The sequence below is a fragment of the Paraburkholderia adhaesiva genome, assembly GCF_021390575.1.
GTDB lineage: Bacteria > Pseudomonadota > Gammaproteobacteria > Burkholderiales > Burkholderiaceae > Paraburkholderia > Paraburkholderia adhaesiva.
The window spans coordinates 411,783-434,272 of record NZ_JAJEJQ010000003.1 but is presented as its reverse complement, the minus strand read 5'-3'; the positions used below and the strand labels follow the sequence as shown (position 1 = coordinate 434,272).

22 protein-coding genes are annotated in these 22,490 nt (G+C 63.8%); 8 read left to right on the top strand and 14 right to left on the bottom strand.

Annotated elements, in window-relative coordinates:
- Nucleotides 1-172 precede the first annotated feature (172 nt).
- Complete coding sequence (locus L0U80_RS26040; RefSeq protein ID WP_233872761.1) at nucleotides 173-715, top strand: hypothetical protein; 543 nt, start codon at nucleotides 173-175, stop codon at nucleotides 713-715.
- An 87-nt stretch (nucleotides 716-802) separates the two neighbouring features.
- Here L0U80_RS26040 and L0U80_RS26035 read toward each other — a convergent pair whose 3' ends face one another.
- From L0U80_RS26035 to L0U80_RS26020, 4 genes are all read right to left on the bottom strand, one after another.
- Nucleotides 803-3,181, bottom strand: coding sequence for a GNAT family N-acetyltransferase (locus tag L0U80_RS26035; protein WP_233872758.1), 2,379 nt, complete (start codon nucleotides 3,179-3,181; stop codon nucleotides 803-805).
- A 262-nt stretch (nucleotides 3,182-3,443) separates the two neighbouring features.
- Nucleotides 3,444-5,051, bottom strand: coding sequence for a peptide chain release factor 3 (locus L0U80_RS26030; protein WP_233872755.1), 1,608 nt, complete (start codon nucleotides 5,049-5,051; stop codon nucleotides 3,444-3,446).
- A gap of 410 nt (nucleotides 5,052-5,461) precedes the next feature.
- The gene (locus L0U80_RS26025; RefSeq protein WP_233872752.1) at nucleotides 5,462-5,752 is read right to left on the bottom strand and encodes an H-NS histone family protein; all 291 of its coding nucleotides are present in this window, start codon (nucleotides 5,750-5,752) and stop codon (nucleotides 5,462-5,464) included.
- A 147-nt stretch (nucleotides 5,753-5,899) separates the two neighbouring features.
- Nucleotides 5,900-6,115: a hypothetical protein gene (locus tag L0U80_RS26020; RefSeq protein ID WP_233872749.1), complete on the bottom strand. Its 216-nt coding sequence runs from the start codon at nucleotides 6,113-6,115 to the stop codon at nucleotides 5,900-5,902.
- A 313-nt stretch (nucleotides 6,116-6,428) separates the two neighbouring features.
- On the opposite strand from L0U80_RS26020, the gene L0U80_RS26015 reads away from it, so the two are divergent.
- A complete protein-coding gene (locus L0U80_RS26015) occupies nucleotides 6,429-6,593 on the top strand; it encodes a hypothetical protein (RefSeq protein WP_233872746.1) in 165 nt (54 codons plus the stop codon).
- A gap of 76 nt (nucleotides 6,594-6,669) precedes the next feature.
- Here L0U80_RS26015 and L0U80_RS26010 read toward each other — a convergent pair whose 3' ends face one another.
- Nucleotides 6,670-6,951 (bottom strand): hypothetical protein, encoded by a 282-nt coding sequence (locus L0U80_RS26010; protein WP_233872744.1) that lies wholly within the window; start codon nucleotides 6,949-6,951, stop codon nucleotides 6,670-6,672.
- 98 nt (nucleotides 6,952-7,049) lie between these two features.
- Nucleotides 7,050-7,640: a BON domain-containing protein gene (locus L0U80_RS26005; RefSeq protein ID WP_373322294.1), complete on the bottom strand. Its 591-nt coding sequence runs from the start codon at nucleotides 7,638-7,640 to the stop codon at nucleotides 7,050-7,052.
- Nucleotides 7,641-7,757: 117 nt separating this feature from the next.
- On the opposite strand from L0U80_RS26005, the gene L0U80_RS26000 reads away from it, so the two are divergent.
- The 3 genes from L0U80_RS26000 (at nucleotide 7,758) to L0U80_RS25990 (ending at nucleotide 11,428) form a co-directional block, all read left to right on the top strand.
- Complete coding sequence (locus tag L0U80_RS26000; protein WP_233872741.1) at nucleotides 7,758-9,158, top strand: GntP family permease; 1,401 nt, start codon at nucleotides 7,758-7,760, stop codon at nucleotides 9,156-9,158.
- Nucleotides 9,159-9,493: 335 nt separating this feature from the next.
- Nucleotides 9,494-10,945 (top strand): alkaline phosphatase family protein, encoded by a 1,452-nt coding sequence (locus tag L0U80_RS25995; RefSeq protein WP_233872738.1) that lies wholly within the window; start codon nucleotides 9,494-9,496, stop codon nucleotides 10,943-10,945.
- A 30-nt stretch (nucleotides 10,946-10,975) separates the two neighbouring features.
- Entirely contained in the window at nucleotides 10,976-11,428 is a 453-nt protein-coding gene (locus L0U80_RS25990; protein WP_233872736.1) for a hypothetical protein, read from the top strand.
- A 125-nt stretch (nucleotides 11,429-11,553) separates the two neighbouring features.
- On the opposite strand, the gene L0U80_RS25985 is transcribed toward L0U80_RS25990, so the two are convergent.
- The 7 genes from L0U80_RS25985 to L0U80_RS25955 form a co-directional block, all read right to left on the bottom strand.
- Nucleotides 11,554-11,718, bottom strand: coding sequence for an FmdB family zinc ribbon protein (locus L0U80_RS25985; RefSeq protein WP_233872732.1), 165 nt, complete (start codon nucleotides 11,716-11,718; stop codon nucleotides 11,554-11,556).
- A gap of 206 nt (nucleotides 11,719-11,924) precedes the next feature.
- Complete coding sequence (locus tag L0U80_RS25980) at nucleotides 11,925-12,788, bottom strand: alpha/beta fold hydrolase (protein ID WP_233872728.1); 864 nt, start codon at nucleotides 12,786-12,788, stop codon at nucleotides 11,925-11,927.
- 99 nt (nucleotides 12,789-12,887) lie between these two features.
- Complete coding sequence (gene dmpG, locus L0U80_RS25975) at nucleotides 12,888-13,913, bottom strand: 4-hydroxy-2-oxovalerate aldolase (protein WP_233872693.1); 1,026 nt, start codon at nucleotides 13,911-13,913, stop codon at nucleotides 12,888-12,890.
- Between the two features lie 23 nt (nucleotides 13,914-13,936).
- The gene (locus L0U80_RS25970; protein WP_233862264.1) at nucleotides 13,937-14,878 is read right to left on the bottom strand and encodes an acetaldehyde dehydrogenase (acetylating); all 942 of its coding nucleotides are present in this window, start codon (nucleotides 14,876-14,878) and stop codon (nucleotides 13,937-13,939) included.
- A gap of 13 nt (nucleotides 14,879-14,891) precedes the next feature.
- Nucleotides 14,892-15,680, bottom strand: a complete 789-nt coding sequence (gene mhpD, locus L0U80_RS25965; RefSeq protein ID WP_233872690.1) for a 2-keto-4-pentenoate hydratase — start codon at nucleotides 15,678-15,680, stop codon at nucleotides 14,892-14,894.
- Between the two features lie 23 nt (nucleotides 15,681-15,703).
- Nucleotides 15,704-16,645, bottom strand: coding sequence for a 3-carboxyethylcatechol 2,3-dioxygenase (locus tag L0U80_RS25960; protein ID WP_233872686.1), 942 nt, complete (start codon nucleotides 16,643-16,645; stop codon nucleotides 15,704-15,706).
- 6 nt (nucleotides 16,646-16,651) lie between these two features.
- Nucleotides 16,652-18,511, bottom strand: coding sequence for a bifunctional 3-(3-hydroxy-phenyl)propionate/3-hydroxycinnamic acid hydroxylase (locus L0U80_RS25955; protein ID WP_233872682.1), 1,860 nt, complete (start codon nucleotides 18,509-18,511; stop codon nucleotides 16,652-16,654).
- A 197-nt stretch (nucleotides 18,512-18,708) separates the two neighbouring features.
- Between L0U80_RS25955 and L0U80_RS25950 the strand changes: the two genes are divergently transcribed.
- Nucleotides 18,709-19,518 (top strand): DNA-binding transcriptional regulator, encoded by an 810-nt coding sequence (locus L0U80_RS25950; protein ID WP_233872678.1) that lies wholly within the window; start codon nucleotides 18,709-18,711, stop codon nucleotides 19,516-19,518.
- A 12-nt stretch (nucleotides 19,519-19,530) separates the two neighbouring features.
- Here L0U80_RS25950 and hcaR read toward each other — a convergent pair whose 3' ends face one another.
- On the bottom strand, nucleotides 19,531-20,418 hold the full coding sequence (gene hcaR / locus L0U80_RS25945) for a DNA-binding transcriptional regulator HcaR (protein ID WP_233872675.1): 888 nt from the start codon (nucleotides 20,416-20,418) through the stop codon (nucleotides 19,531-19,533).
- 168 nt (nucleotides 20,419-20,586) lie between these two features.
- On the opposite strand from hcaR, the gene hcaE reads away from it, so the two are divergent.
- Nucleotides 20,587-21,942, top strand: coding sequence for a 3-phenylpropionate/cinnamic acid dioxygenase subunit alpha (gene hcaE / locus L0U80_RS25940; RefSeq protein ID WP_233872672.1), 1,356 nt, complete (start codon nucleotides 20,587-20,589; stop codon nucleotides 21,940-21,942).
- On the top strand, nucleotides 21,939-22,490 hold the full coding sequence (gene hcaF, locus L0U80_RS25935) for a 3-phenylpropionate/cinnamic acid dioxygenase subunit beta (RefSeq protein ID WP_233872669.1): 552 nt from the start codon (nucleotides 21,939-21,941) through the stop codon (nucleotides 22,488-22,490). The genes hcaE and hcaF overlap by 4 nt, the downstream gene beginning before the upstream one ends.

The window sequence follows — 22,490 nt, the reverse complement described above, 5'->3', positions numbered from 1 at the left end:
CGCGCGAACATCAGACGCTTCCGACATCGAGGCGTGACACGTTCAGGCCCCCTCGATGCGGCCCCGCCCGACTGGAACGCGTGCGCGCGAAACGTTAGAATGGCGGCCCTTTCAAATTCCAGCACGCCGCGCCCGTCTTTTCGGGCACGCGGCCACCGCGCACGCACTCCACATGGCGAAACTTCTGACCGATCAAGAATTCCAGCGCTTTTCCGAGCTTCAGCAGAAGCAGGCGAGCTTCACGATCACGAGCGACGAGGCCGACGAATTGCGCGACATCGTCGCACGCGCGCAGAAGAAGCGCGACGACCGCGCGAATGCGATGAAGACCGTCGAAACCGCGATCGAACAGTTCCACATCACGCCTGACGAACTGTTCTCGCCAGAGCAGATCGCCGAAGCCGCGCGCAATTTCGGCCTGATTCCGGCGACGAAAAAGGAGCGCGTGCTGCCGCCGACGCTGACGTTCAACGGCAAGACGCATCAGTGGACGCGCACGCTGCCCGAAGAAGTCCGCGCGCCGCTCTTCGAAGCGTTCCAGGGCGGCCAGTCCGTCAAGGCCTTTATCGCGACGCCGAAGGACGCCGCGCGCTGCGCCGCGACCATCGCGCGCCTCGAAAAGGAAACCGGCGCGCAGTACAGCGATACCTGGCTCGAAGAGCTCGCGCTCAAGCGCGCCCAGGTGGACGACGCACGCGCGAAGCTCGCTGCCTGATTTTAGGCGGCTGCGTTTCGCGACTGCAGCCATGATGCCGCCTGAACCGGCTTGAACCCGATTCAGGCCATCAGCGTCAAAACTTCGTCAATCAAGCGGCATCCGGAAGCCAACCACCCCGGGGTCCTCAGTCGGCGTCACGGTGAAGCCGACTGAACGCGCAAGGCGAATCATCGGCGTGTTCTCGCGCAACGCCTCGCCGAGCATCCAGTGCGTACCACGCGAGCGTGCATACGCGATGATCCGCTCCATCAGCATGTGTCCGAGGCCGCGCCCCTTGAGGTTGGAGAGCACGGTCACCGCGAACTCCGCGGTCTCGTTGTCCGGATCCGTCACTGCGCGCACCACGCCGAGGGTGCGCGGCTTGCCGTCTTCGTCCTCGACCGTCGCGATGAGCGCCATCTCGCGGTCGTAATCGATCTGCGTCATGCGTGCCAGCTGCGTATGGTCGAAGCTGCGCACTGCCGAAAAGAACCGCAGACGCAAATCTTCAGGCGTCATCGACGCGATCAGCGCGCGATGCGGCTCTTCGTCCTCGGGGCGAATCGGCCGGATCGTGAGACGCTGGCCGTACCAGTCAAGCGTCTCTTCGAGCCGGCGCGGATACGGCATGATCGCGAAGCGGCTGCGCTTGGCGGCGAGCTTGAGGCGCGGCGCCGCGAGCAGCGTTTCGGCGGGCAAGATCCGCAGCGTCAACTCCATGCCGACGATCTCGTGGACGTCGCACACGGCCTGCGAAAGTTCGGTAAGCGCGATGAGCGGCGGCTCAGGCGTGTCGAGGCGCTGCGCGTGCGGCGACTGTGTGACGATGTCGCGCGCCAACGTCGGATTGAGCGGGGGCAACCCGTAAACGCGCAAGGGCGGCGAACTGCCGTCCATGGACGGCGCGACGAAGTAGAACACCGGACCGAAATTCTCGTCGTCGCGAAACTCCACGGCCACCTCGACCACCGGCTCGACCGCGTCCAGCGTCTTGCTTTCGCCGGGCCTCCAGGTCCGCAGGCCGAACAGGCCCAGCAGCTTCGACGCCGCCCCGCCGGTCAGCTCGGACTGGCCCGCCGCCAGCGCTTCGCGCGCCAGCACCTGCGCGGCGTCGATCGCATCGGCGCGCTGTGCGGGGGTGCCTTCGGGTGTCTGCATCAGCAGTGCGCGGCCAAGCCTGTAATCGACGAGACGCGTGAACGCGCGCGCGAGCCGCCGTGGCGTCGTATGCACCGGGATGCCATGCGCGTGCAACGCGTCGCGCATGGCGGCATCCACGCCGCCGAAGAAGCACGCCAGCACCCCGCGATACGCCACGCGCTGATTCTCGATGAGCGTGCGGGCCACGTCTTCGACCGGCGCGCTATGCGTCGGCCCGTGCACGACGAACACCGTGCCCGTCTTCGGATACGGCCCGAGCGTCTGCAGCGCGAGCGCGAAATGCTCGGGCGTCGCCGTTTCGCCGAGTACTAGCGGATTACCGGGCTGCACGTGCGGCAGCGCCGCGCTCATCGCCGCGCGCGCGTCGTCGTGCCAGGCCGCGAGCGTGTCGCCCGCCATGTTGAACGCGTCGCGCGCCAGCGTCGCGACACCACGGTCGCTCGTGATGAGCGTGGCCGTGTCGCTCGCGGCAACCCGGCCCACGCCGAGCGTTTCGATTTCGTCGAGCAGGTCGTCGAGCGTGTCCACGCGCACCATGCCCGCGCGCCGGAACGCCGCGGTATAGAGCCCGTCGCCCGGATCGTCGCGCCCGCTGCGCAGCGCGAGGACCGGCTTGTTACGCGCCGCCGCGCGGGCCGCCGACATGAACTTGCGCGCCGCGCGCACCGAGTCGAGTTCGAGCAGGATGGCGCGCGTCGACGGATCGCTCGCGAGGTAGTCGAGGACGTCCCCAGCGTCGACGTCCGCTTCGCCGCCGAGCGCGATCGCATGCGAGAAGCCAAGTCCGCGCCGGTCGGCCCAGCGCAGCACGGCGTTAGTGAGTGCGTTCGACTGCGAAACCCATGCCACGCCACCGGGCCGCGCGACCGTCGCCGCCGCGCCCAGTTGCGCGTTGAGCGCAGGCGTGATGACACCGACGCTACCCGGCCCGACGATACGCAGCAGGTGCGGCCGCGCTGCGGCCAGGGTGTGGCGAAGGTGGGCGTGGTCGTCGGCACTGTTCACTTCGCCGATGAGGATCGCCGCGCGCGTGCCCATGCCGCCGAGGCGATGCACGAGCGACGGCCACGTAGCGGGCCGCGTGCAGATCACGGCGACCGTGGGTGCTTCGGGCAGATCGCCCGCGTCGGACAGGACGGGGCGCCCATCGAAGCCTTCGGCGTAGTTGGCGTGGCGCGGATTGACGGCCCACAACGGACCGGTGAATCCCCCTTCGATCAAGCGCCGCCACACCATTTCGCCGACGCTGCCGGGGCGCCGCGAAGCGCCGATCACGGCAATCGATTTCGGCTGAAATATCGCATCGAGATTGCGTACTGTCACAGTCTCTCCTGACTTGTCGGATGAACGTCACAGACGTTCTTTCTGTATCCGCGTCAGGATATGCGAATCGTGGAGTCGGCGCGCAGACTTCGCGCAAGGTATTTTCAGCGCGAAAGACGAGTTGTTGCCCGCCATGCGTAGAGGATTCGTGGGGATTCCATGCCGGCAAGCGGCATGGCAACACAGCTCAGGTCGCCGCGCGCGGCGCGGGAAAGACGTCCGCGCGCGAGGACAAAACCTGCGCGCGGAGTGAAGCGGGCTATTACAGCCCTTTGCGGAACGGCGCGCCCGAATGCTCGCGCAACTCGTTGAACACGATCTTCGGCCACGCCTTCTGCGCGACTTCGATTTCGGAGATGTGCGAAGCGAGGTAAGTCGGCGCGTTCGACGCGTCGTAGGCCATGCGGGCCGCGTAAGAATCGGTGAAGCGGCGCAGTTCGGTGGCGTCGTCGCAGGTGACCCAGCGCGAGAGGCGGTAGCGCGCGGGCATGATGCGCACGTCCACCTTGTATTCCGCGGACAGACGGTGCGACACCACTTCGAACTGCAGTTGGCCCACGGCGCCCAGAATCATCGAACCGCCGTGCAGCGGGCGGAACACCTGGATCGCCCCTTCCTCGCCGAGCTGCTTGAGCGCTTCGCCCAGCTGCTTCGCGCGCATCGGATCGACCACTTCGATGGTCTGGAAAATTTCCGGCGCGAAGAACGGCAGGCCGGTGAACTGGAGATCCTCGCCTTCGGTTAGCGTATCGCCGAGGCTCAGCGTGCCATGATTAGGAATACCGATGATATCGCCAGGGTACGCCTCTGCCACGGTCTCGCGACGCTGCGAGAGGAAGCTCACCACGTTGTTCGCGCGGAACGTCTTGTTGTTGCGCGTGACCTTCAGTTGCATGCCGCGCTCGAAGCGGCCCGAACACACGCGGATGAACGCCACGCGGTCGCGGTGCGCGAGGTCCATGTTGGCCTGGACCTTGAACACGACGCCCGTGAATTTCGGCTCGCTGGGATCGACAGGACGCTGAACGGCCATGCGCGGCGACGGCGGCGGCGCGAGATCGACGAGGGCATCGAGAATCTCTTTCACGCCGAAGTTGTTGATCGCCGAGCCGAACAGCACCGGCGACTGCTCGCCGGCTAGAAACGCCTCGCGATCGAACGTCGGCGTCGCGCCGGTAATCAGTTCGACCTCTTCCTTCGTGCGCTTCCAGTGATAGCCGAAGCGGCGCTCGCCTTCTTCGTCGCTGATCGCCTGAAGCGTTTCCACCGCACCGCCGAGCGATTGCTCGCCCGCGCGGAACACGCGCACCTGGTCGCGCTGGATGTCGTAGACGCCCTGGAACTCCTTGCCCATGCCGATGGGCCAGGTGAACGGCACCGCCGCCACACCGAGGTGCTGTTCGATCTCGTCGAGCAGGTCGAGCGGCTCGCGCACTTCGCGGTCGAGCTTGTTGATGAACGTGAGAATCGGCGTCTTGCGGCTGCGGCAGACTTCGAGCAGCTTGAGCGTCTGCGCTTCCACACCGTTTGCACCGTCGATCACCATCACGGCGGCGTCCACCGCCGTCAGCACGCGGTAGGTGTCTTCCGAGAAGTCCTCGTGGCCCGGCGTGTCGAGCAGATTGATGACGGCGTCGCCATACTCGAACTGCATGACCGAACTCGCTACCGAAATGCCGCGCTGCTTTTCGATCTCCATCCAGTCGGACGTCGCGAAGCGGCCGCTTTTCTTGCCCTTCACGGTACCGGCGATCTGGATCGCGCCCGAGAAAAGCAGCAGCTTTTCGGTCAGCGTGGTCTTGCCCGCGTCCGGGTGAGAGATGACCGCAAACGTGCGGCGGCGTTCAAGTTCGGAAACAGAAACTGACATCGGGCTGGGTATCACAGATGAAATTCAGGCAACCGGGCAGCACGAGGCATGGGTTGCAGCATGGGCGGCGGTGTGGGCCACCAGCCGGGTCCGCTCAGCAAACGGCAGCGGACGGCATCGCAGGGCAGCCACGGCATCCGGCGCAGCGCGCAAATAGCACGAACGGTCCGGAAATCAGGACTCACACCGGCGCGAAACGACGCAAAGCGGCGCCGGGGACGAATGATACACGGCATTGCAGCGCGCGACGAAAATTCGATACGGGCATATGGGTGGCACGGCTACATGCGGCGCGCAAACGATCTCCGTACGGGCCGCGGGAGCGGCTCAGGGCGAGCTTTTGCGGGGAGTGTGGCATCTGCCAGCCTGAAACTGCACGCCCCCGCAAAACGCGCGCGGGAGGCGGCCAGTCACTCCTTGATGAGGAAGCGCTCGCGGTTCTTGCCGGCGAGCCAGCCCGGCGCACGGCCGCGGCCGCTCCACGTCTGGCCGGTTTTCGGATCCATATAGCGGGCCGGCTGCGGTTTCTTGTGCTTCGCGGCTACGCGGCTCGTAAAACCGAGTTCTTCCGGCGTGATGTCGTACTCGGCAATTTTCTCCTTGATGTCCGCGATTGCCTGCTCGATTTCTTTTTCACGGGCAGCGGCAACTTCCTTGTGAAGCTTCTCAAGTTGGGCGGTCAATTGCTTGTAGCTCGGCATGGAAGGTGTTCTCCGGTTCGGTCACACGACGACATTGTGACCGTTCTGAAGTGAAAGCGCGCCGGATTGCGCCTCTTTTTCGCAACGCGTGGGCAATCCGTTTCGCGATCGCACAACCCGGCACAACCCGGCACCACCTGCCACCGCCTAGCGCCGCCGGCTTTCGTCGACGCGCTGCTCAAGCTCGCTCAGTGCCTCTTTGAGCCGCTTCACACGCTGCACCTGTGACGGTACGAGATCCGCGCTCATCACCGATTCGACCCGCTCTCGCCAATATGAAAGCGGAATGCGATCCTGCCCAGAAAGCCGTGCAATGACATGTTCCAGATGCTCGATATCTTTCTCGAGTTGATGGTGATTCACTGTGGTCCCCGGTAATGACAAGCCATTTAATGACGCGCGGGCCGGCGCATCTACGTAATTTCTGATTTTTTACAAATACCCGAATATCGTTCTTGATTCTTTTTATCCGGACTCGTGCCGGATATTGCCACGCACACCGCAATATATAGGCCCCAGGTACCTCTGAACAATAAATTTCGTACGCGCGGCTATCCGTTGGTTGCCGCACGGAAGCCCCGACCAACCCAGAAAAAACGGATGGTGCATTCACTTCAGACTTCAACGGGATAAACCGCGGTTATAACGCTCGAATATTACTGAATTGTGGAGCGGTATGCTCGCTGCATTTTCTGGACGGCAGAAAGCGTCGGATTTCAGCCACAAGAACACAGCAGAATTGAGCGAATCAAAATATGGCGGCGTGTTGCGTGCCATTTACGAAACAATCGATTTCTTCGGGTTCTGGAAGGTTTTTACGCCGAACGACTTAGGTCGATAGATACGGCGTCGATTCATCTGTTCGTATTCGACCGGCACGTCAGACGGACGCTGGCCGGCCGGCGAAGTGCAGCGACTTATTTGGCGCGGCAGGCAAAGACGAGGTTGAAGTTGTCTCCCTCGATGGACGAGCCAACCGTGTCATAGGCGCCGCCGCAACGCGCACGCGCCTGCTGTGCGCAGGAGTCACGGTCGCCCGCTGCCGGACATTGCACCTGGATCGTCGGGCGGCCGTCGGAGAGAAACAGCGGCGGCGTGCTGCTGCCGCACGCGGACAAAGCGGCGAACACCATGCCCGCGCTCAGCGCGACCGGCAGCCTGAGAAAACGGAACAACGGCGACGAATCTGGACGTGTCATGGTGGACCCGATGGGTTTTCTATTTATTCGACCTGCAATTGTGCCACGCCGGCCGCCGCCTGCGCGGCTTGCAGCCGGCAACGCGGGCGTGCTCACTTCTATGGAGCCAGCGTTTTGTAAGGCGGCGCGGCGTGCGGATCGGCCCTCACGCGCACGAAAACCTGCTCGACGTCGGGAATCGCTTCGAGGCTGCGCTGCAACGCGGCCTGGTCGAAGGATGCGCTCGCGCATCCTTCCGCGTAGACAAAACGGCGCTGCACGGTGATCCAGAGACTCGTGTTCGCAAGCGACGTGTCGCCCTTGAACCGCTCACGGATCGCGGTGGCAATGTCCGCGTCATAAAGGTACGAATTCGGCTTCGAGCACTTGTGCGCGAGCCAGCACGTCGTGCCGCGCTCCACACGGTAGTGGGCATCGTCTTCTGCTTCCGACTGGGTCATCAGCGGCCCGAGCGGCATCGGGCACGCGCTCACCGCGCTCGATAGCGCGAAAAACGGATCGTTGTACCAGTTCTTGCGCGGTGCCTGTGCGTCTGAGGCCGTCTGCGCGTGCGCGGCAGCGCTTATCGCAAGACAGCCCGCGAGCGCCACCCATACGCCACGCCGCACGATCGTCCGCCTAAGGATCTGATCCGGTTCGAAGCCGATCATCGCCACCCTCCAGAGCGTCGCCGCCCCCATGTCGTACATGCGATCCGCCTGCGGCAAAACCAGGACCGTACAGCGGCGCTGCAACGGTGATACGTTTCGGTAGAATCGGCGCAACACACCACTATGCATCCCACTATAACTATCACGGGAGGCTCAATGTCGTTCGTTATCGTTATCGCTGCGCTCGTGTTTCTCATGCTCGCCGCCTACCGCGGCTACAGCGTGATCCTGTTTGCGCCCATCGCCGCGCTCGGCGCCGTGCTGCTCACCGAGCCAACCGCCGTCGCGCCGGTGTTCTCCAGCATCTTCATGGAGAAGATGGTCGGCTTCGTGAAGCTGTACTTCCCCGTGTTCCTGCTCGGCGCCGTTTTCGGCAAAGTCATCGAACTCTCGGGCTTCTCCGAATCGATTGTTATTGCCGCGATCCGCTACATCGGCCGCTCGCGCGCCAACGCCGTGATCGTCGCGGTGTGCGCCCTGCTCACCTACGGCGGCGTGTCGCTATTCGTCGTGGTGTTCGCGGTGTATCCGTTCGCCGCCGAACTCTATCGCCAGAGCAACATCCCGAAACGGCTGATGCCCGGCGCCATCGCGCTCGGCGCGTTCTCGTTCACGATGGACTCGCTGCCCGGCACGCCGCAGATCCAGAACATCATCCCGACCACATTCTTCAAGACGACCACGTGGGCCGCGCCCGCGCTCGGCATCATCGGCTCGCTCTTCATCGTCATCGTGGGCCTCACGTACCTCGAGTGGCGCCGCCGCGGCGCGATGGCGTCGGGCGAGGGCTATGGCACGTCGCTTTTGAATGAGCCCGAGCGCGTCGAAACGACCAATCTGCCGAATCCGCTGCTCGCAATCGCTCCGCTCGTGCTCGTGGGCGTGGCGAACTTTCTGCTCACGCGCTGGATTCCGATCTGGTACGGCGAGACCTTCACCGTCACGCCCGATGTGCTGCCCGGCATTCACGCGCCCGTCACGACCACCATCAAGCAGGTCGTGGGGATCTGGGCCGTCGAAGGCGCGCTCGTGCTCGGCATCGTGCTCGTGATCGTCACGGCGTTCCACCGCGTCAGTTCGCGCTTCGCCAACGGCACGAAAGCGGCCGTGGCAGGGGCTCTGCTGGCTTCGATGAACACCGCGTCCGAATATGGCTTCGGCGGCGTGATCGCAGCGCTGCCGGGCTTCCTCGTCGTGAGCGACGCGCTCAAGAGCATTCCGAACCCGCTCGTCAATGCGGCGGTGTCCGTTAGCGCGCTCGCGGGTATCACCGGGTCGGCATCCGGCGGCATGAGCATCGCGCTGGCGGCCATGTCCGATCTGTTCATCAAGAGCGCGCAGTACGCAAACATTCCGATGGAAGTGCTGCACCGTGTGGTCGCGATGGCAAGCGGCGGCATGGACACGCTTCCGCACAACGGCGCGGTCATCACGCTGCTCGCAGTAACGGGCCTCACGCACCGCGAATCGTATCGCGACATCTTCGCGGTCACGGTCATCAAGACGCTCGCCGTGTTCTTCGTGATTATCGTGTTCTACACAACCGGAATCGTTTGACGGTTTGGATCTGTGGGGACGATGACCGTGATTTCGTCGCTTCGCTTCATCAGGCCGCCCGCCTCGCGTGGGCGGCTAACGCCTTCCTCATAGCGCAATCGTCGTTCGCCCTTCTGTGATCGCTGCGTCAGCGTCCGCTGATCGCGATCGCATTCATCGTCGTCGTTGCGAGCGTATAGACGACCTTGACTCACTGACGTCGCAACCGGATCGTCCGCGCGCCTTCACGCCGCCCGTCCCGCTTCGCGTGGATAATCCGTGAAGCTGCTTCGCCAGCAAGAACCGATGGGCGGGGCCGCAGCATCGCAAGACTCATGCAACCTGCAGGAGACGAGATGACTGACTGGTCCGCCATACAGCACATCGTTGTGCTGATGCTGGAGAATCGTTCGTTCGATAACGTCCTCGGCTATTTGCGTCCGGCGGACCCCACTTTCGACGGACTCGAAGGCGCCGACTGCGCGGGCAACGACGGCATCGCACCATGGACCACGCCGCCTGACACCGACTGTTCGACGACGCCAGATCCCGACCCCGGCGAAACGTTCGACGACATCAATGCGCAACTCTTCAACGGGCCTGTGACGGGCGTACCGACGATGAGCGGCTTCGTCGCCAACTACCGGAACAAGGGTGGCAACGGCGCGGACATCATGCACTGCTTCACACCCGCCGAGCTTCCGGCGCTGACCCAGCTGGCAAATAGTTTCGCCGTCTCGGACCGCTGGTTCGCCTCGGCGCCGTGCCAGACCTGGCCCAACCGGTTCTTCCTGCATGCGGGTACGGCCAACGGCTACGAAAACAATACGCTCGATGGCTTTCCGTTTCCGATGCAAACCATCTTCAACGAGCTGCAAGGCGTCGTGCCGTGGAAAATCTATTTCCACGATTTCCCGCAGGCCGCGCTGCTATCGCGCCTGTGGCCGTACTTTGGAAACTTCCGGTTGATCGACGAATTCATCAGCGACGCCGCGGCAGGCCAACTACCCGCGTACGCGTTCATCGAGCCGAGGTACTACCCTGACGCGCAGAACCTGTCCAACGATATGCACCCGCCACACCATGTACCGTTCGCGGATGCGCTCGTCGCGCGCGTGTATAACGCCGTGCGTGCGTCGCCGAACTGGGCCAGAACGCTCATGATCGTGACCTTCGACGAACACGGCGGCTGCTTCGATCACGTTGCGCCGCCCGCCGCGACGCAGCCCGAGCCGCCGAGGCCGACCCAGCGCTTCACGTTCGACCGCTTCGGCGTGCGCGTCCCCGCGATCATCGTCTCGCCGTACACCGCCGCGGGCACCGTTGTGCGCGCGGCGGGACCCGTGCCTTATGACCACACTTCGATCATCAAAACCATTCGCAACTGTTTTGGCATCGCGGGACCGCTGAGCGCACGCGAAGCCGCCGCGCCCGACCTCTCCGCAGCGCTGAATGCGCCGTTTGATCCGCAACGCAGCCCAACGTCGATCGAAGTGTCAGAGCCCACGATCGACCCCGCCACACTGCAGGCCGCGAGCGGACGCGACGTAACGCACATGCAGAGCCTGCTCGCGCTGGTCGCGAAACACCTCGCGCCGCTGGGCGAGGACGCGACCGCGGCCCAGCACATGCAGGACCTCATCCAGTCGAAAACCGCGCCAGCCAGTCCGGCGGACGACACGCCGACGACGGCTGGCGCCGCAGGCGACATCGTGCGCGATGTCATGCAGAAGATCCTCGCGCGCTCTGCCGCTCCGGAGCCGCCGCCCGCAACGTCGCCTGCATCGACGCTCTATCGAGGGCACTAAATTTATCGTCTGGACTCCCAGGAGAATGCGATGCCTGCACCCGCTGACAATAACGCGCTGTTCGCTCCGGCTGCGAATTACTGGGCTTCGATGATGCGCTCGTTCTTTCCCTTCATCGCCGCGCCGCAATCGCTCAACGAGCCCATCCTGCCGTGGACCTTCGCAGGTGTCGTCGTCAACAACGAAAACTCGGGCGATCCGGCCACCGAACAGGCCGTCGTCAACAGCGACAGCTATGGCCGCCAGTTAGGGCGCATTTCCGACGCGCTCGAAGTCCTGATCAGCACGCTTACCGACGAAGAAAAGAACGACAAGCGCATTAGCGATTTCGTCGAAATGAAAGCGAAAATCGACGAAATCAAGGGCGACCGGGCGACCGCACGGTTTAACAAGGTGGTGTCCGATCTCGAAGACCTTCGCGAACGCAACAAGGGTGAGTTCGACAAACGGGTCAACAGGATCGACGCACTCGCGAAAAAGTAACGTTTGCCGGGCGTTTGCGTGAAAAGCGGGCTCGATATCAGCAAACGGCGCGAATACACCCGCCGTCTTCGATACGGTTGACGTGCAACGGCTCGACGCGTGAACAGAAAACCAGACCCGCGCCCTCAACTCTTCCTTGAAGTCTTCGGAATGAATGTTGTAGGCACGTGCTGAATCTTTTCGCTACCGCAGTCAGGACAGTGCGGATGAGCAGCTTCATGTTCAGCGAGGTGTTCAACGCTCTCGAACATTTTTCCGCACTTCTCGCAGCGGTATTGGTACGTCGGCATGGCAGTCCTCCGAAGTCGACTCTGCTCATGGATATTAGTATGGTCGGTCGTCGAGGGAACTCAAGATCGAACTCGACACACGCCGTGTCGCCAGATTTAGAGTCTCGCCGAAGCACGAAAAAAAGGCGACGTGCCGTTACGCACGCCGCCTTTTCCGGTCCAGCACTCGCGACGTTGCCAACCCGCCATCGCGAGAAACCAACTGATCAGTGTTGCAGGAAGTCCAGCACCATACGGTTAAACGCGTCAGCATGCTCCCACTGCGCCCAGTGGCCGCAACGGTTGAACACGTGAAGCTGCGCGTTCTGCATTCCCGCGAGCAGTCGCAGACCCGTATCCATCGGCACGAAACGATCGTCGCGGCCCCAGATCACGAGCGTCGGCGCGGCGATTTCGCCAAGGCGCGGACCGTAGTCGGTGAACTGTTTCGGATTCGCCGCGAGGCTCTTCACGAAGTTCTCCAGATGGTCGCGACGCGCGAGCATGTTGTCGAGGCGCGCCTGCATGAGTGCGTCGGTGAGCGCGCTCGCATCGTAGACGAACACATTCATCATGCGCTTGAGGTTCTCGATGGTCGGCTCGCGATAGAGACCCTGAAGCAGCTTGATGCCTTCGGTCGGCATCGGTGCGAAATTGCTCGGACCGGCGGTGCCGCCACCCATCAGCACGAGCTTGCCGACGCGCTGCGGGTTCGCGAGCGCGAACGCCACGGCGCTGTGGCCGCCCATCGAATTGCCGAGGATATGCACGCGCTCGATGCCAAGCACGTCGAGCAGGCCCTTCAGCGTGCGGCCATTGAGTTCGGAGCGCGAGCCGGTGCAGACGATCGGATCGCTCTTGCTCCAGCCGAGGCAATCCATGAGGATCACGCGGTAGCCCGCCGCGACGAGCGGCTCGACGTTGCGGTTGAAGTTCGCCCAGCCGCTCGCGCCCGGACCTGAACCGTGCAGCATCACGACCGTTTCGGCGCCCGCACCCACGTCGTTGTAGTGAATCTGCACGTCCTGATCGTCCACCTTTACGCGGGCGAACTTGCTCGTCGACGCTTCCGTGATTGCCTGTGCAGTCATGATGACCTTCCTCTTTAAAACCTGGTTAATCGCCAGGGAGGAACCATTGGCTCCTCCTGCTTATTCGGATCGCAAAGACCGTGCGCGGTGCCGCTGTATTTATTGCTGTCCGGCTTCAGCGCGCTTCTTCAGATCAAGCGCCACGTCAACAATCATGTCCTCCTGACCACCCACCATACGGCGCTTGCCCAGTTCCACCAGAATGTCGACGGTCTTCAGACCGTACTTCTTCGCAGCGACCTCTGAATGGCGCAGGAAGCTCGAATACACCCCCGCATAGCCCAGCGCGAGCGTCTCGCGATCGACACGCACCGGACGGTCCTGCAGCGGACGCACGATGTCGTCGGCTGCGTCCATCAGCGTGTACAGATCCGTGCCGTGATTCCAGCCCATGCGCTCGGCCGCCCCGATGAACACTTCGAGCGGCGCATTGCCCGCGCCCGCGCCCATCCCCGCGAGCGACGCGTCGATACGGTCACAGCCCTCTTCCACCGCGACCATCGAGTTCGCCACGCCCAGCGACAGGTTGTGGTGCGCGTGCATGCCCGTCGTCGTTTCGGGCTTGAGTACACCCTTGAGCGCACGGAACCGGTCGCGCACGTCGTTCATCGTCAGCGCGCCGCCCGAATCGACCACGTAAATGCAGGTCGCGCCGTAGCTTTCCATCTTCTTCGCTTCAACGGCGAGATTCTCCGGCGTGGTCATGTGGCTCATCATCAGGAAGCCCACCGTGTCCATGCCGAGTTCGCGTGCATACTCGATGTGCTGCTTCGAGATGTCCGCTTCGGTGCAGTGCGTGGCCACACGTACCACGCGCGCGCCTGCGTTGTACGCGGCCTTCAGGTCGTGAATCGTGCCGATGCCCGGCAGCAGCAGCGTCGCAATCTGCGCGTGCGTAACGACGTCGGCCACCGCCTCGATCCATTCGAGGTCGCTGTGCGCGCCAAAACCGTAGTTGAAGCTCGAGCCCTGCAGGCCGTCGCCGTGTGCCACCTCGATGCTGTCGACCTTCGCGCGGTCCAGCGCACGCGCGATGTCCTGCACGTTCTGGATCGAGTACTGGTGGCGGATTGCGTGGCTGCCGTCGCGCAGCGTCACGTCGGAGATATAGAGTTTCTTGCTCATGTTCGTGGTTCTCGCGTTGTCGTTCAGGCCGCCACAGCGGCGCTGGCGATGCGCTCCGCGGTGGCCAGCGCCGCCGAGGTCATGATGTCGAGGTTGCCCGCGTAGGCCGGCAGATAGTGCGCTGCGCCTTCGACTTCGAGAAACACCGAGGTCTTCAGGCCGCTGAATTTGCCACGGCCCGGGATGTTCAGCGGTGCGCTCTCGGGGATCACATCGAACTGCACCTTCTGCTTGAGGCGGTAGCCCGGCACGTAGGCGTGCACGGCCTTCGCCATTTCCTCGACCGACGCTTCCACCCGTGCCTGGTCCGCAAGTTCGGACAGCACGTACACGGTGTCGCGCATCATCACCGGCGGCTCGGCCGGATTGAGCACGATGATCGCCTTGCCCTTCGCCGCGCCGCCCACCACTTCGATGGCCTTCGACGTCGTTTCGGTGAATTCGTCGATGTTCGCGCGCGTGCCGGGGCCCGCCGACTTGCTGCTGATCGACGCCACGATTTCCGCGTAATGCACCTTCGCCACGCGCGAGACCGCGGCCACCATCGGGATCGTCGCCTGGCCGCCGCAGGTGACCATGTTCACGTTCGGCGCGTCGATGTGCGCGTCGAGATTCACGACCGGCACGCAGTACGGGCCGATCGCCGCGGGCGTGAGGTCGATCACGCGGATGCCAGGCTTGTGCTGGCGCAGGAACGCGTCGTTCTTCACGTGCGCGCCGGCCGAGGTGGCGTCGAACACCACGTCGATGTCCTTGAAGACCGGCAGGTTCACGAGGCCCTGCACGCCTTCGTGCGTGGTCGCGACGCCCAGGCGCGCGGCGCGCGCGAGGCCGTCCGACGCCGGGTCGATGCCGACCATCGCACCCATCTCCAGATGCTTGCCGTGCCGCATGATCTTGATCATGAGGTCGGTGCCGATGTTGCCCGATCCGATGATCGCGGCCTTGAGTTTTTGCGTTGCCATTTACATCCTCTGATCAGGCGGTGAAAGTCGCGCGGACGCTGCCGAGCCCTTCGATCTGCGCGGTATAGATGCCCGCTTCCTTGACGGCCACCATCGGGCCGAGCGCGCCGGTGAGCACGACGTCGCCCGCGCGCAGCGGTGTGCCGAGTTGCGCCATGCGGTCAGCGAGCCACACGGCTGCGTTCAGCGGATTGCCGAGGCACGCCGCACCATTGCCACGCGAGAGCACTTCGCCGTCACGCGAGAGTTCCATTGCGCACGCGGTGAGGTCGATCTGCGAGAGCGGCACCGGGCGGCTGCCCACCACGAAGCGCGCGCTCGAGGCGTTGTCGGCCACCGTATCGACAAAACGGATGTCCCAGTTCGCGATACGGCTGTCTACGACTTCGATCGCGGCGAGCGCGTAGGCGCTGGCGTTGATGATGTCGACGAAGGTGTGTTTTTCGTGCGTGAGATCGCGCTCGAGCACGAGCGCGATTTCCGCTTCGACCTTCGGCTGGATCAGCTGCGAGAGCGGGATCGGTTCGCCGTCGCCGTACGCCATCGACGCGAACAGCGCGCCGAAGTCGGGCTGGTCGACGCCGAGCTGCTTTTGCACCGCCAGCGAGGTGAGGCCGATCTTGCGGCCCACGATGCGCTCGCCGTTCGCCACGCGCAGGTCCACGTTGGCCTGCTGCACGGCGTAGGCGGTGGCCATGTCGTCGAGGGCGATTTCGCCGCGTACCGGCGCGATCGTGTCACGCGAGGCTTCCGCGGCGCGCAGGCGCGCGGCGAGCGTCGTGACGAGGTTTGAATCAGACATCGCGTTCTCCTTGATGCGGTCCGTCATGCCACCGGCGTGGCGTGCATGGTGGCAAAGCCCGCGATCCACTCGGGAATCGCGCGGTAGTAATCGAGCGACGCGCGATACGGGCCAGACGCAGCAAGCGCCCCGAACGCGGCCACCCAGGTGCGGATCTCATGCGCCGACTTTCCGCCGTCGCGCGTGATCGCGTCGTTGGTCATGCCGTCCACGGCGGTCAGTTCGCCCGAAGCGAGCATCGCGAGAAACGCGCGATCCCATTCGGGATTGAGCGCATGCAGATGGCTGTCGCCCGCCGTGAACGACTTCGCGGCGGCCACCGTGCGAGCCTGGCGCGCGGCACGCGACTCCGCAGTCGGATTGCGTCCGGCGATGAGCCGCTCCTGGACCTCAGGCAACGCGCCGGCAAGTTCAGGCACCGGTGGCTCGTGCGAAATACCGCCCGAACCGACGAAGAGCACGCGCTTGTCCGTGCGCGAGAAGAAGCGGCCGATCGCGTCACCGAGCAGGCGCGCGCGACGCAGCGTCGCCATGGGCGGCGCCACCGAATTGATAAACACCGGAATGACCGGATAGCGATCAAGCCCGCCGGTGAGCACTTCGAGCGCCTGCGCGCAGCCATGATCGACCTGCATGCGATACGAAAGCGCAACATCGATATCCGCGGCCAGCACGTTTTGCGCAAGCGCTTGTGCAAGATCTTCCGGCACCGGCAGCGTGCCGGCCATGCTCTTGAAGTCACCGATCGCTTCAGCGCGCGCGCCGATGCAGAACGGCGGCATCACGTCGTAAAAGAAGCCGTTGTAGTGGTCGGGCGCGAATGCCACGATCAGGTCAGGCGCAAACGCTTCGACGCGTGCGCGCGCTGCCCGGCCCACGCGTTCGACTTCCGCAACCACTTCCGGCGACGGATCGAAATAACCGTGCAACGGCGTGTGCGAAAGACATTCGAGATGAATAGGCATACTAATTTATGCTCCTGCTGCTTGTGTAACGGCAACCTGATCCCGCTCGGGACGCTGCGACGACGGCGATGGCGAAACAGCGGCGGCGCGCTGCGCAACAGCGCTCACACCGAGCTTGCCCGCGAGTTCGACGATGGCGCCCGAGACCTGCTGCGGCGTGCACACGCCAGCGACAAAACGGTCCGGACGCAGCAGCACCACCGATTCCGGAATACGCGTGAACCAGTCCTTCAGCCGGCCCGTGACGTCGCCGATGGCGAGCACGCCTTCGGGCACGTCGTCGGTGTAGTTGAGTTGCACATCCGGCTTCGCGATCACGAAACGCGCACCCAGACGCTCCCACAGCGCACGCGCCTCTGGCGTGAGGCCGAAGGTCGGGTCTGCGCCCCAGGCGAGCACGGCGAAACCGTTGCCGATCGCATCATCGAGCAGCACGACGCGGCCATCGGCAAGACGCACACGCGGCTGGATAAACATGCGGCCCACGGGGGAAGCGGCGAGCGGATCGGGACCGTACGCGAGGCGGCCGATCAGCGAATCGCGCTTCTGGCTCATCAAACCGAGCAGACGGCCCGGCGCCGAATTACCCGAGCGTTCGAGCAAGCGCGCGAGCCAGCCACCCGTTTCTTTCGGCGCAGGCAGCAGCACGACGCCCGCTTCGTAGCGCGGCATCGGCTTGAATCGCATTTCGACGAAGTAGCGCTTGACCGACGGGAAATAGTTCAGCGACTTCACGAACACATCGCGAAACCGCGCGCCAAAGCGCGTGGTCGGCGCGAAGATGTCGCCCGCGACTTCGGAGAGGTGAATCATCGAGCGCGCGTGCGCCCGGCGTTCGACGGTATAGGAGTCGAGCAGGCTGCCGTCGGCGAGCCCCTTCGCAACCATTGCGAGCTTCCAGCCGAGGTTGCTCGCATCGCGAATGCCGCTGTTGTAACCCTGACCCTGCCAGACGGGCATGATGTGCGCGGCGTCGCCAGCCAGCAGGACGCGGTCCACGCGGAACGTCGACGCGAGCCGCGCGTTGTGCGTATAAACGCGCTTGCGGATGTAATCGACGCTCTCCGGATCCGCGACGACCTTGCGGATCAGCGCCGCCATGTTTTCGGGCTTCGAGAGTTCTTCTTCCGTCTCGCCAGGCATCACCATGAATTCGAAGCGGCGGATGCCGTGCGGCAGCGCGGCCGACACATAAGGCCGCTTGTGATCGCAATGCATGTAGATGTGCGGCGAGCCAACCGGATCGTTACGTACGTCCACGACGATCCACTGATTCGGCTTCGTGCGGCCTTCGAACGGCACGTTCAGCGCGCGGCGCACGAAACTGTTGCCGCCGTCGGCGCCGACCATGTACGCTGCGCGAATCGTGCGGCGCTCGCCATCGGCGCCCATGACGACGATGCTCACGCCGGTTTCGTCCTGCGTGAACGAGTCGACGGAGTGCCCCAGCAGGACCTGCACGTTCTCGAAGCGCTTGAGGCCTTCGTAGAGCACCTGGTCCGCGGTCGGCTGAAGAAATGCGTTGCGGCGCGACCAGCCGAATTCGTCGGTGCGCGGCTCGATCGACGCGAAGCAGTCGCCGTCTTTCGTGACGAAACGCATCCAGTGGTCGGGCGTGGTGTGCGGCAGCAGTTCGCGCACGAGATCGACCGACTGGAACACGCGCAATGCTTCGTCATCCAGACCAATGGCGCGCGGGTAATCGATGATCTCGTCGAGCTTTTCGACCACCGTGACACGCACACCCTCGCGGCCGAGAATGTTGGCAATCATGAGGCCGACGGGGCCCGCGCCGATGATGGCGACATCGGTCGCCTCGACGCGGGAACGGGCGGAATCCGCCGTCTGATCGATGGGGGTATTCATGTGTCTCCTACCTCGCTCGGCTCGGCGGCCGCTGCGGATGCTGAAAAGTCCCGGCGGGGATTGGCTGCCCAGGTGAGGCGTTGTGCCGCAGGGCTGGAAATGTTCAGCGAGTCTAGGTCTGACCTGGACCTGGCTCAACATTTTCAGAAAAATGTGCATAGAATGCACATCGCTGATTTAGCAGGAAAATTTGATCTATGACAAAGTATGCAAACGTGCGTGGCCTCGCGCGCGGCCTGCAGGTACTGCAGGCGCTCAACGCGATGGAAAACGGCCGCGCGACGAGCCAGCAACTGAGCGAGACGACGGGTCTGCACCGCACGACGGTGCGGCGTTTGCTGGAGACGCTCGTGGAAGAAGGGTTTGTGCGGCGCAGCGATTCCGACGACAGCTTCCGCCTCACGCTGAACGTGCGCGCGCTGAGCGAGGGCTTCACGGACGACGAGCACATTGCGACGGTCGCACCGCCGATCATGGCGAAGATGCTTCAGCGCATCGTGTGGCCCTCGGACCTGACGACGCCCGACGGCGACGCGATGATCGTGCGCGAGACGACGCACCGCTTCAGCCCGCTTTCGTTTCACCGCGCGATGGTGGGCCGCCGTCTGCCGATGCTGCTGACGGCGGCAGGACGCGTCTACTTTGCGACCTGCCCCGAACCCGAACGCGAGGACATTCTCGATGTGCTGCGCTCCGGCGCGGGCGGCGAACAGCAACAGAAGCTCGCGCTCGACGACGCGTTTATCCGCAACCTGATCCGACAGACGCGCGCGGACGGCTTCGGCTCGAACCACGGCGACTGGTCCGACCAGCGCAAGATTGGCGCGCTGGCCGTGGCGATCTCGGCGCACGGCCGCGTGCTGGCGAGCCTGAACGTGGTCTACCTGGAACAGGCCATCAACCCAGCGGAGGCCGTGCGCCGGTTCCTGCCTGAATTGCAGCGCGCGGCCGGGGAGATGGTGACGGCGCTCGAAGCGCCGGAAGACAAGTTAGCGGCGAAACGCTGAGCGCGCCGCGCCTCAAGGCGCGGCAGCGTTTTCACGCACGATGTCGAGTAGCCCCTGAAGCTCGGCCCCATGCGGTTCGTTGCGCGAGACCATCAGCAGGTCGATCGTGGGCGGCTCGCTTTCCAGTTCGCGCGTGCAGATCGCGTTGCTCGTCAACGAGCCGACATAGGCAGGCAGCAGAGCGTAGCCGAGCCCCATGCCTACGAGGTTCAGGTTCAGAAGAATATTGGTCGCCACCTGCGCGACCTTGCGATGCAGCCCGTGTGCGTCGAACCAGCCTTCGACGACGCTATGCAGTTCCCCCGAGAACGATGGATTCGTGCTGATGAACGGCTCGCCGCCCAGCTTCGCGGGCGGAATGCGCTCGAGCTTCGCGAGCGGATGCGCGCTCGGCAACACCACCACGAGCGGTTCGGTCAACACGATCTCGCTCTTCAGCAAAGGCGAATGCACAGGACGACGCATGAATGCCACGTCGATGTCCCCGCGCAGAAGCGCCTGCTCCTGATCCGCGGTGGGCAGGCTGCGCAGCTCAATGTTCACATCGGGGAAACGCAATCGCAGACGCGGCAGGATCGCGGGAAAGATGCGGATTTCGGCGGCGGGCACGAAGCCGACCGTCACCGTCGCGAGCCCCTGCTGTCCCGCCTGGCGCGCTCGCGCCACCGCGCGATCGGCCTGCGCCACCACGAGACGCGCCTCGGCAAGAAACACTTTGCCCGCCTCAGTAAGTTCGACTTTGCGACGCGTACGTTCGAGGAGCGGCGTGCCGACTTCGTCCTCCAGATTGCGTATCTGCTGGCTAAGCGACGGCTGCGCGGTGTGGAGTCGAAGCGCGGCGCGCGTGAAACTCAACTCGTCGGCAACGGCAATGAAATAGCGCAGGTGTCTCAGTTCCATGCGTAATTATCGTTCAAACGTCTAACTGACAACAAACAAAATATTTCACTTTGAGTCGGTCGGCAACGATGATCCGGTTGCATTCCCCACCGGGAAGCAATGCAACGGAGCGTTGCATGGGCTGGAACCAGGCGCTAAAGCGCCAGGCCCCATCGACAGGAGACTCGCATGTCCACAAACATCGACATCGACGCATTGGTCGACGCACGCAACGGTCGCGTCACGCCGTCGATCTACACCGATCCCGCCATCTACGAACTCGAACTCGAACGCGTGTTCGGCCGCTGCTGGCTCTTTCTCGCGCACGTCAGCCAGATACCGAAAGCGGGTGACTTTTTCAACACGTACATGGGCGAAGACCCCATCGTCGTGGTCCGTCAGAAAGACGGCTCCATCAAGGCCTTCCTCAACCAGTGCCGGCATCGCTCGATGCGCGTGAGCTTCGCCGATTCCGGCAATACACGCGCATTCACGTGCCCGTATCACGGCTGGTCGTACGGCGTGGACGGCGCGCTGATCGAAGTGCCGCTGGAGCCGCGCGCCTATCCGCAAGGCCTGTGCAAAGAGAAGTGGGGCCTCCAGGAAGTGACGCGCGTCGCCGTATACAAAGGCCTCATCTTCGGCAACTGGGATGCCAACGCACCCGACCTCGAAACGTACATGGGCGACATCGCATGGTATCTCGACGGCGTACTCGACCGCCGCGAAGGCGGCACCGAGATCGTCGGCGGCGTGCACAAGTGGGTGATCGACTGCAACTGGAAATTCCCGGCCGAGCAGTTCGCGAGCGACCAGTATCACGCGCTGTTTTCGCACGCATCGGCGGTACAGGTGCTCGGTGCGAAAGAGAACGACGCGGACAAGGCGCTCGGCGCGGGTCAGACCGCACGCCCCGTCTGGGAAACCGCGAAGGACGCGCTGCAATACGGCCAGCGCGGCCATGGCAGCGGCTTCTTCTTCACCGAACAACCCGACGCGAACGTCTGGGTGGACGGCGAAGTTTCGCAGTACTTCCGTGACACGTACGACGAAGCAGAAGCGCGTCTTGGCAAGGTGCGAGCGCTTCGGCTCGCGGGCCACAACAATCTGTTCCCGACGCTTTCATGGCTCAACGGCACGGCAACGCTGCGCGTGTGGCATCCGCGCGGACCGAACCAGGTCGAGGTGTGGGCGTTCTGTATCGCCGATAAAGATGCCTCCGACGAAGTGAAAGCCGCCTTCGAACGCAGCGCGACGCGCGCGTTCGGCCCGGCCGGTTTTCTCGAACAGGACGATTCGGAGAACTGGGTCGAAGTGCAGAAGGTGCTGCGAGGAAGTCGCGCGCGTAAATCGAAGCTTTGCATGGAGCAAGGCCTCGGCCAGGAACGCATCCGAGAAGACGGCATTCCGGGCATTACGAACTACATCTTCTCCGAGACCGCCGCACGCGGCATGTATCGCTACTGGGCCGACCTGCTGCTCTCCGAAACGTGGGACGAAATCAACGAGCGCACGCAGCGCTATGAAGCGGAGGTGCTCAAATGAGTGAAGTGGCCCAACGCGAAACCGGCAAGGACACACGCGTCGCGCTGGAACTGCATCACGACATCGAGCAGTTTCTTTTCCACGAAGCCGCGCTGCTCGACGAATGGCGCTTTCGCGACTGGCTCGACCTGCTCGCGGAAGACATTCACTACACGATGCGCACGACCGTGAATGCCCAGACGCGCGACCGCCGTCGCGGCGTGCAGCCGCCCACCACGTGGATCTTCAACGATTCGCGCTTCCAGCTCGAACGCCGCGTGGCGCGGCTCGAAACCGGCATGGCATGGGCGGAAGAACCGCCCTCGCGCACGCGCCACTGCGTTTCGAACCTGCGTGTCACCGCGACGGACACGCCGGGCGAATTCGAAGCATGCGTGAATTACATCCTCTACCGGTCGCAGAAGGAACGCGACGAAACGTTCTACGTCGGCTGCCGCCTCGACCGCGTGCGCCGCGCCGACACCGCCGCAGGCTGGCAACTGTGCCACCGCGAGATCACGCTCGATCAGGCGGTGTTGTCCTCCCATAACCTGAGTGTGCTTTTCTGA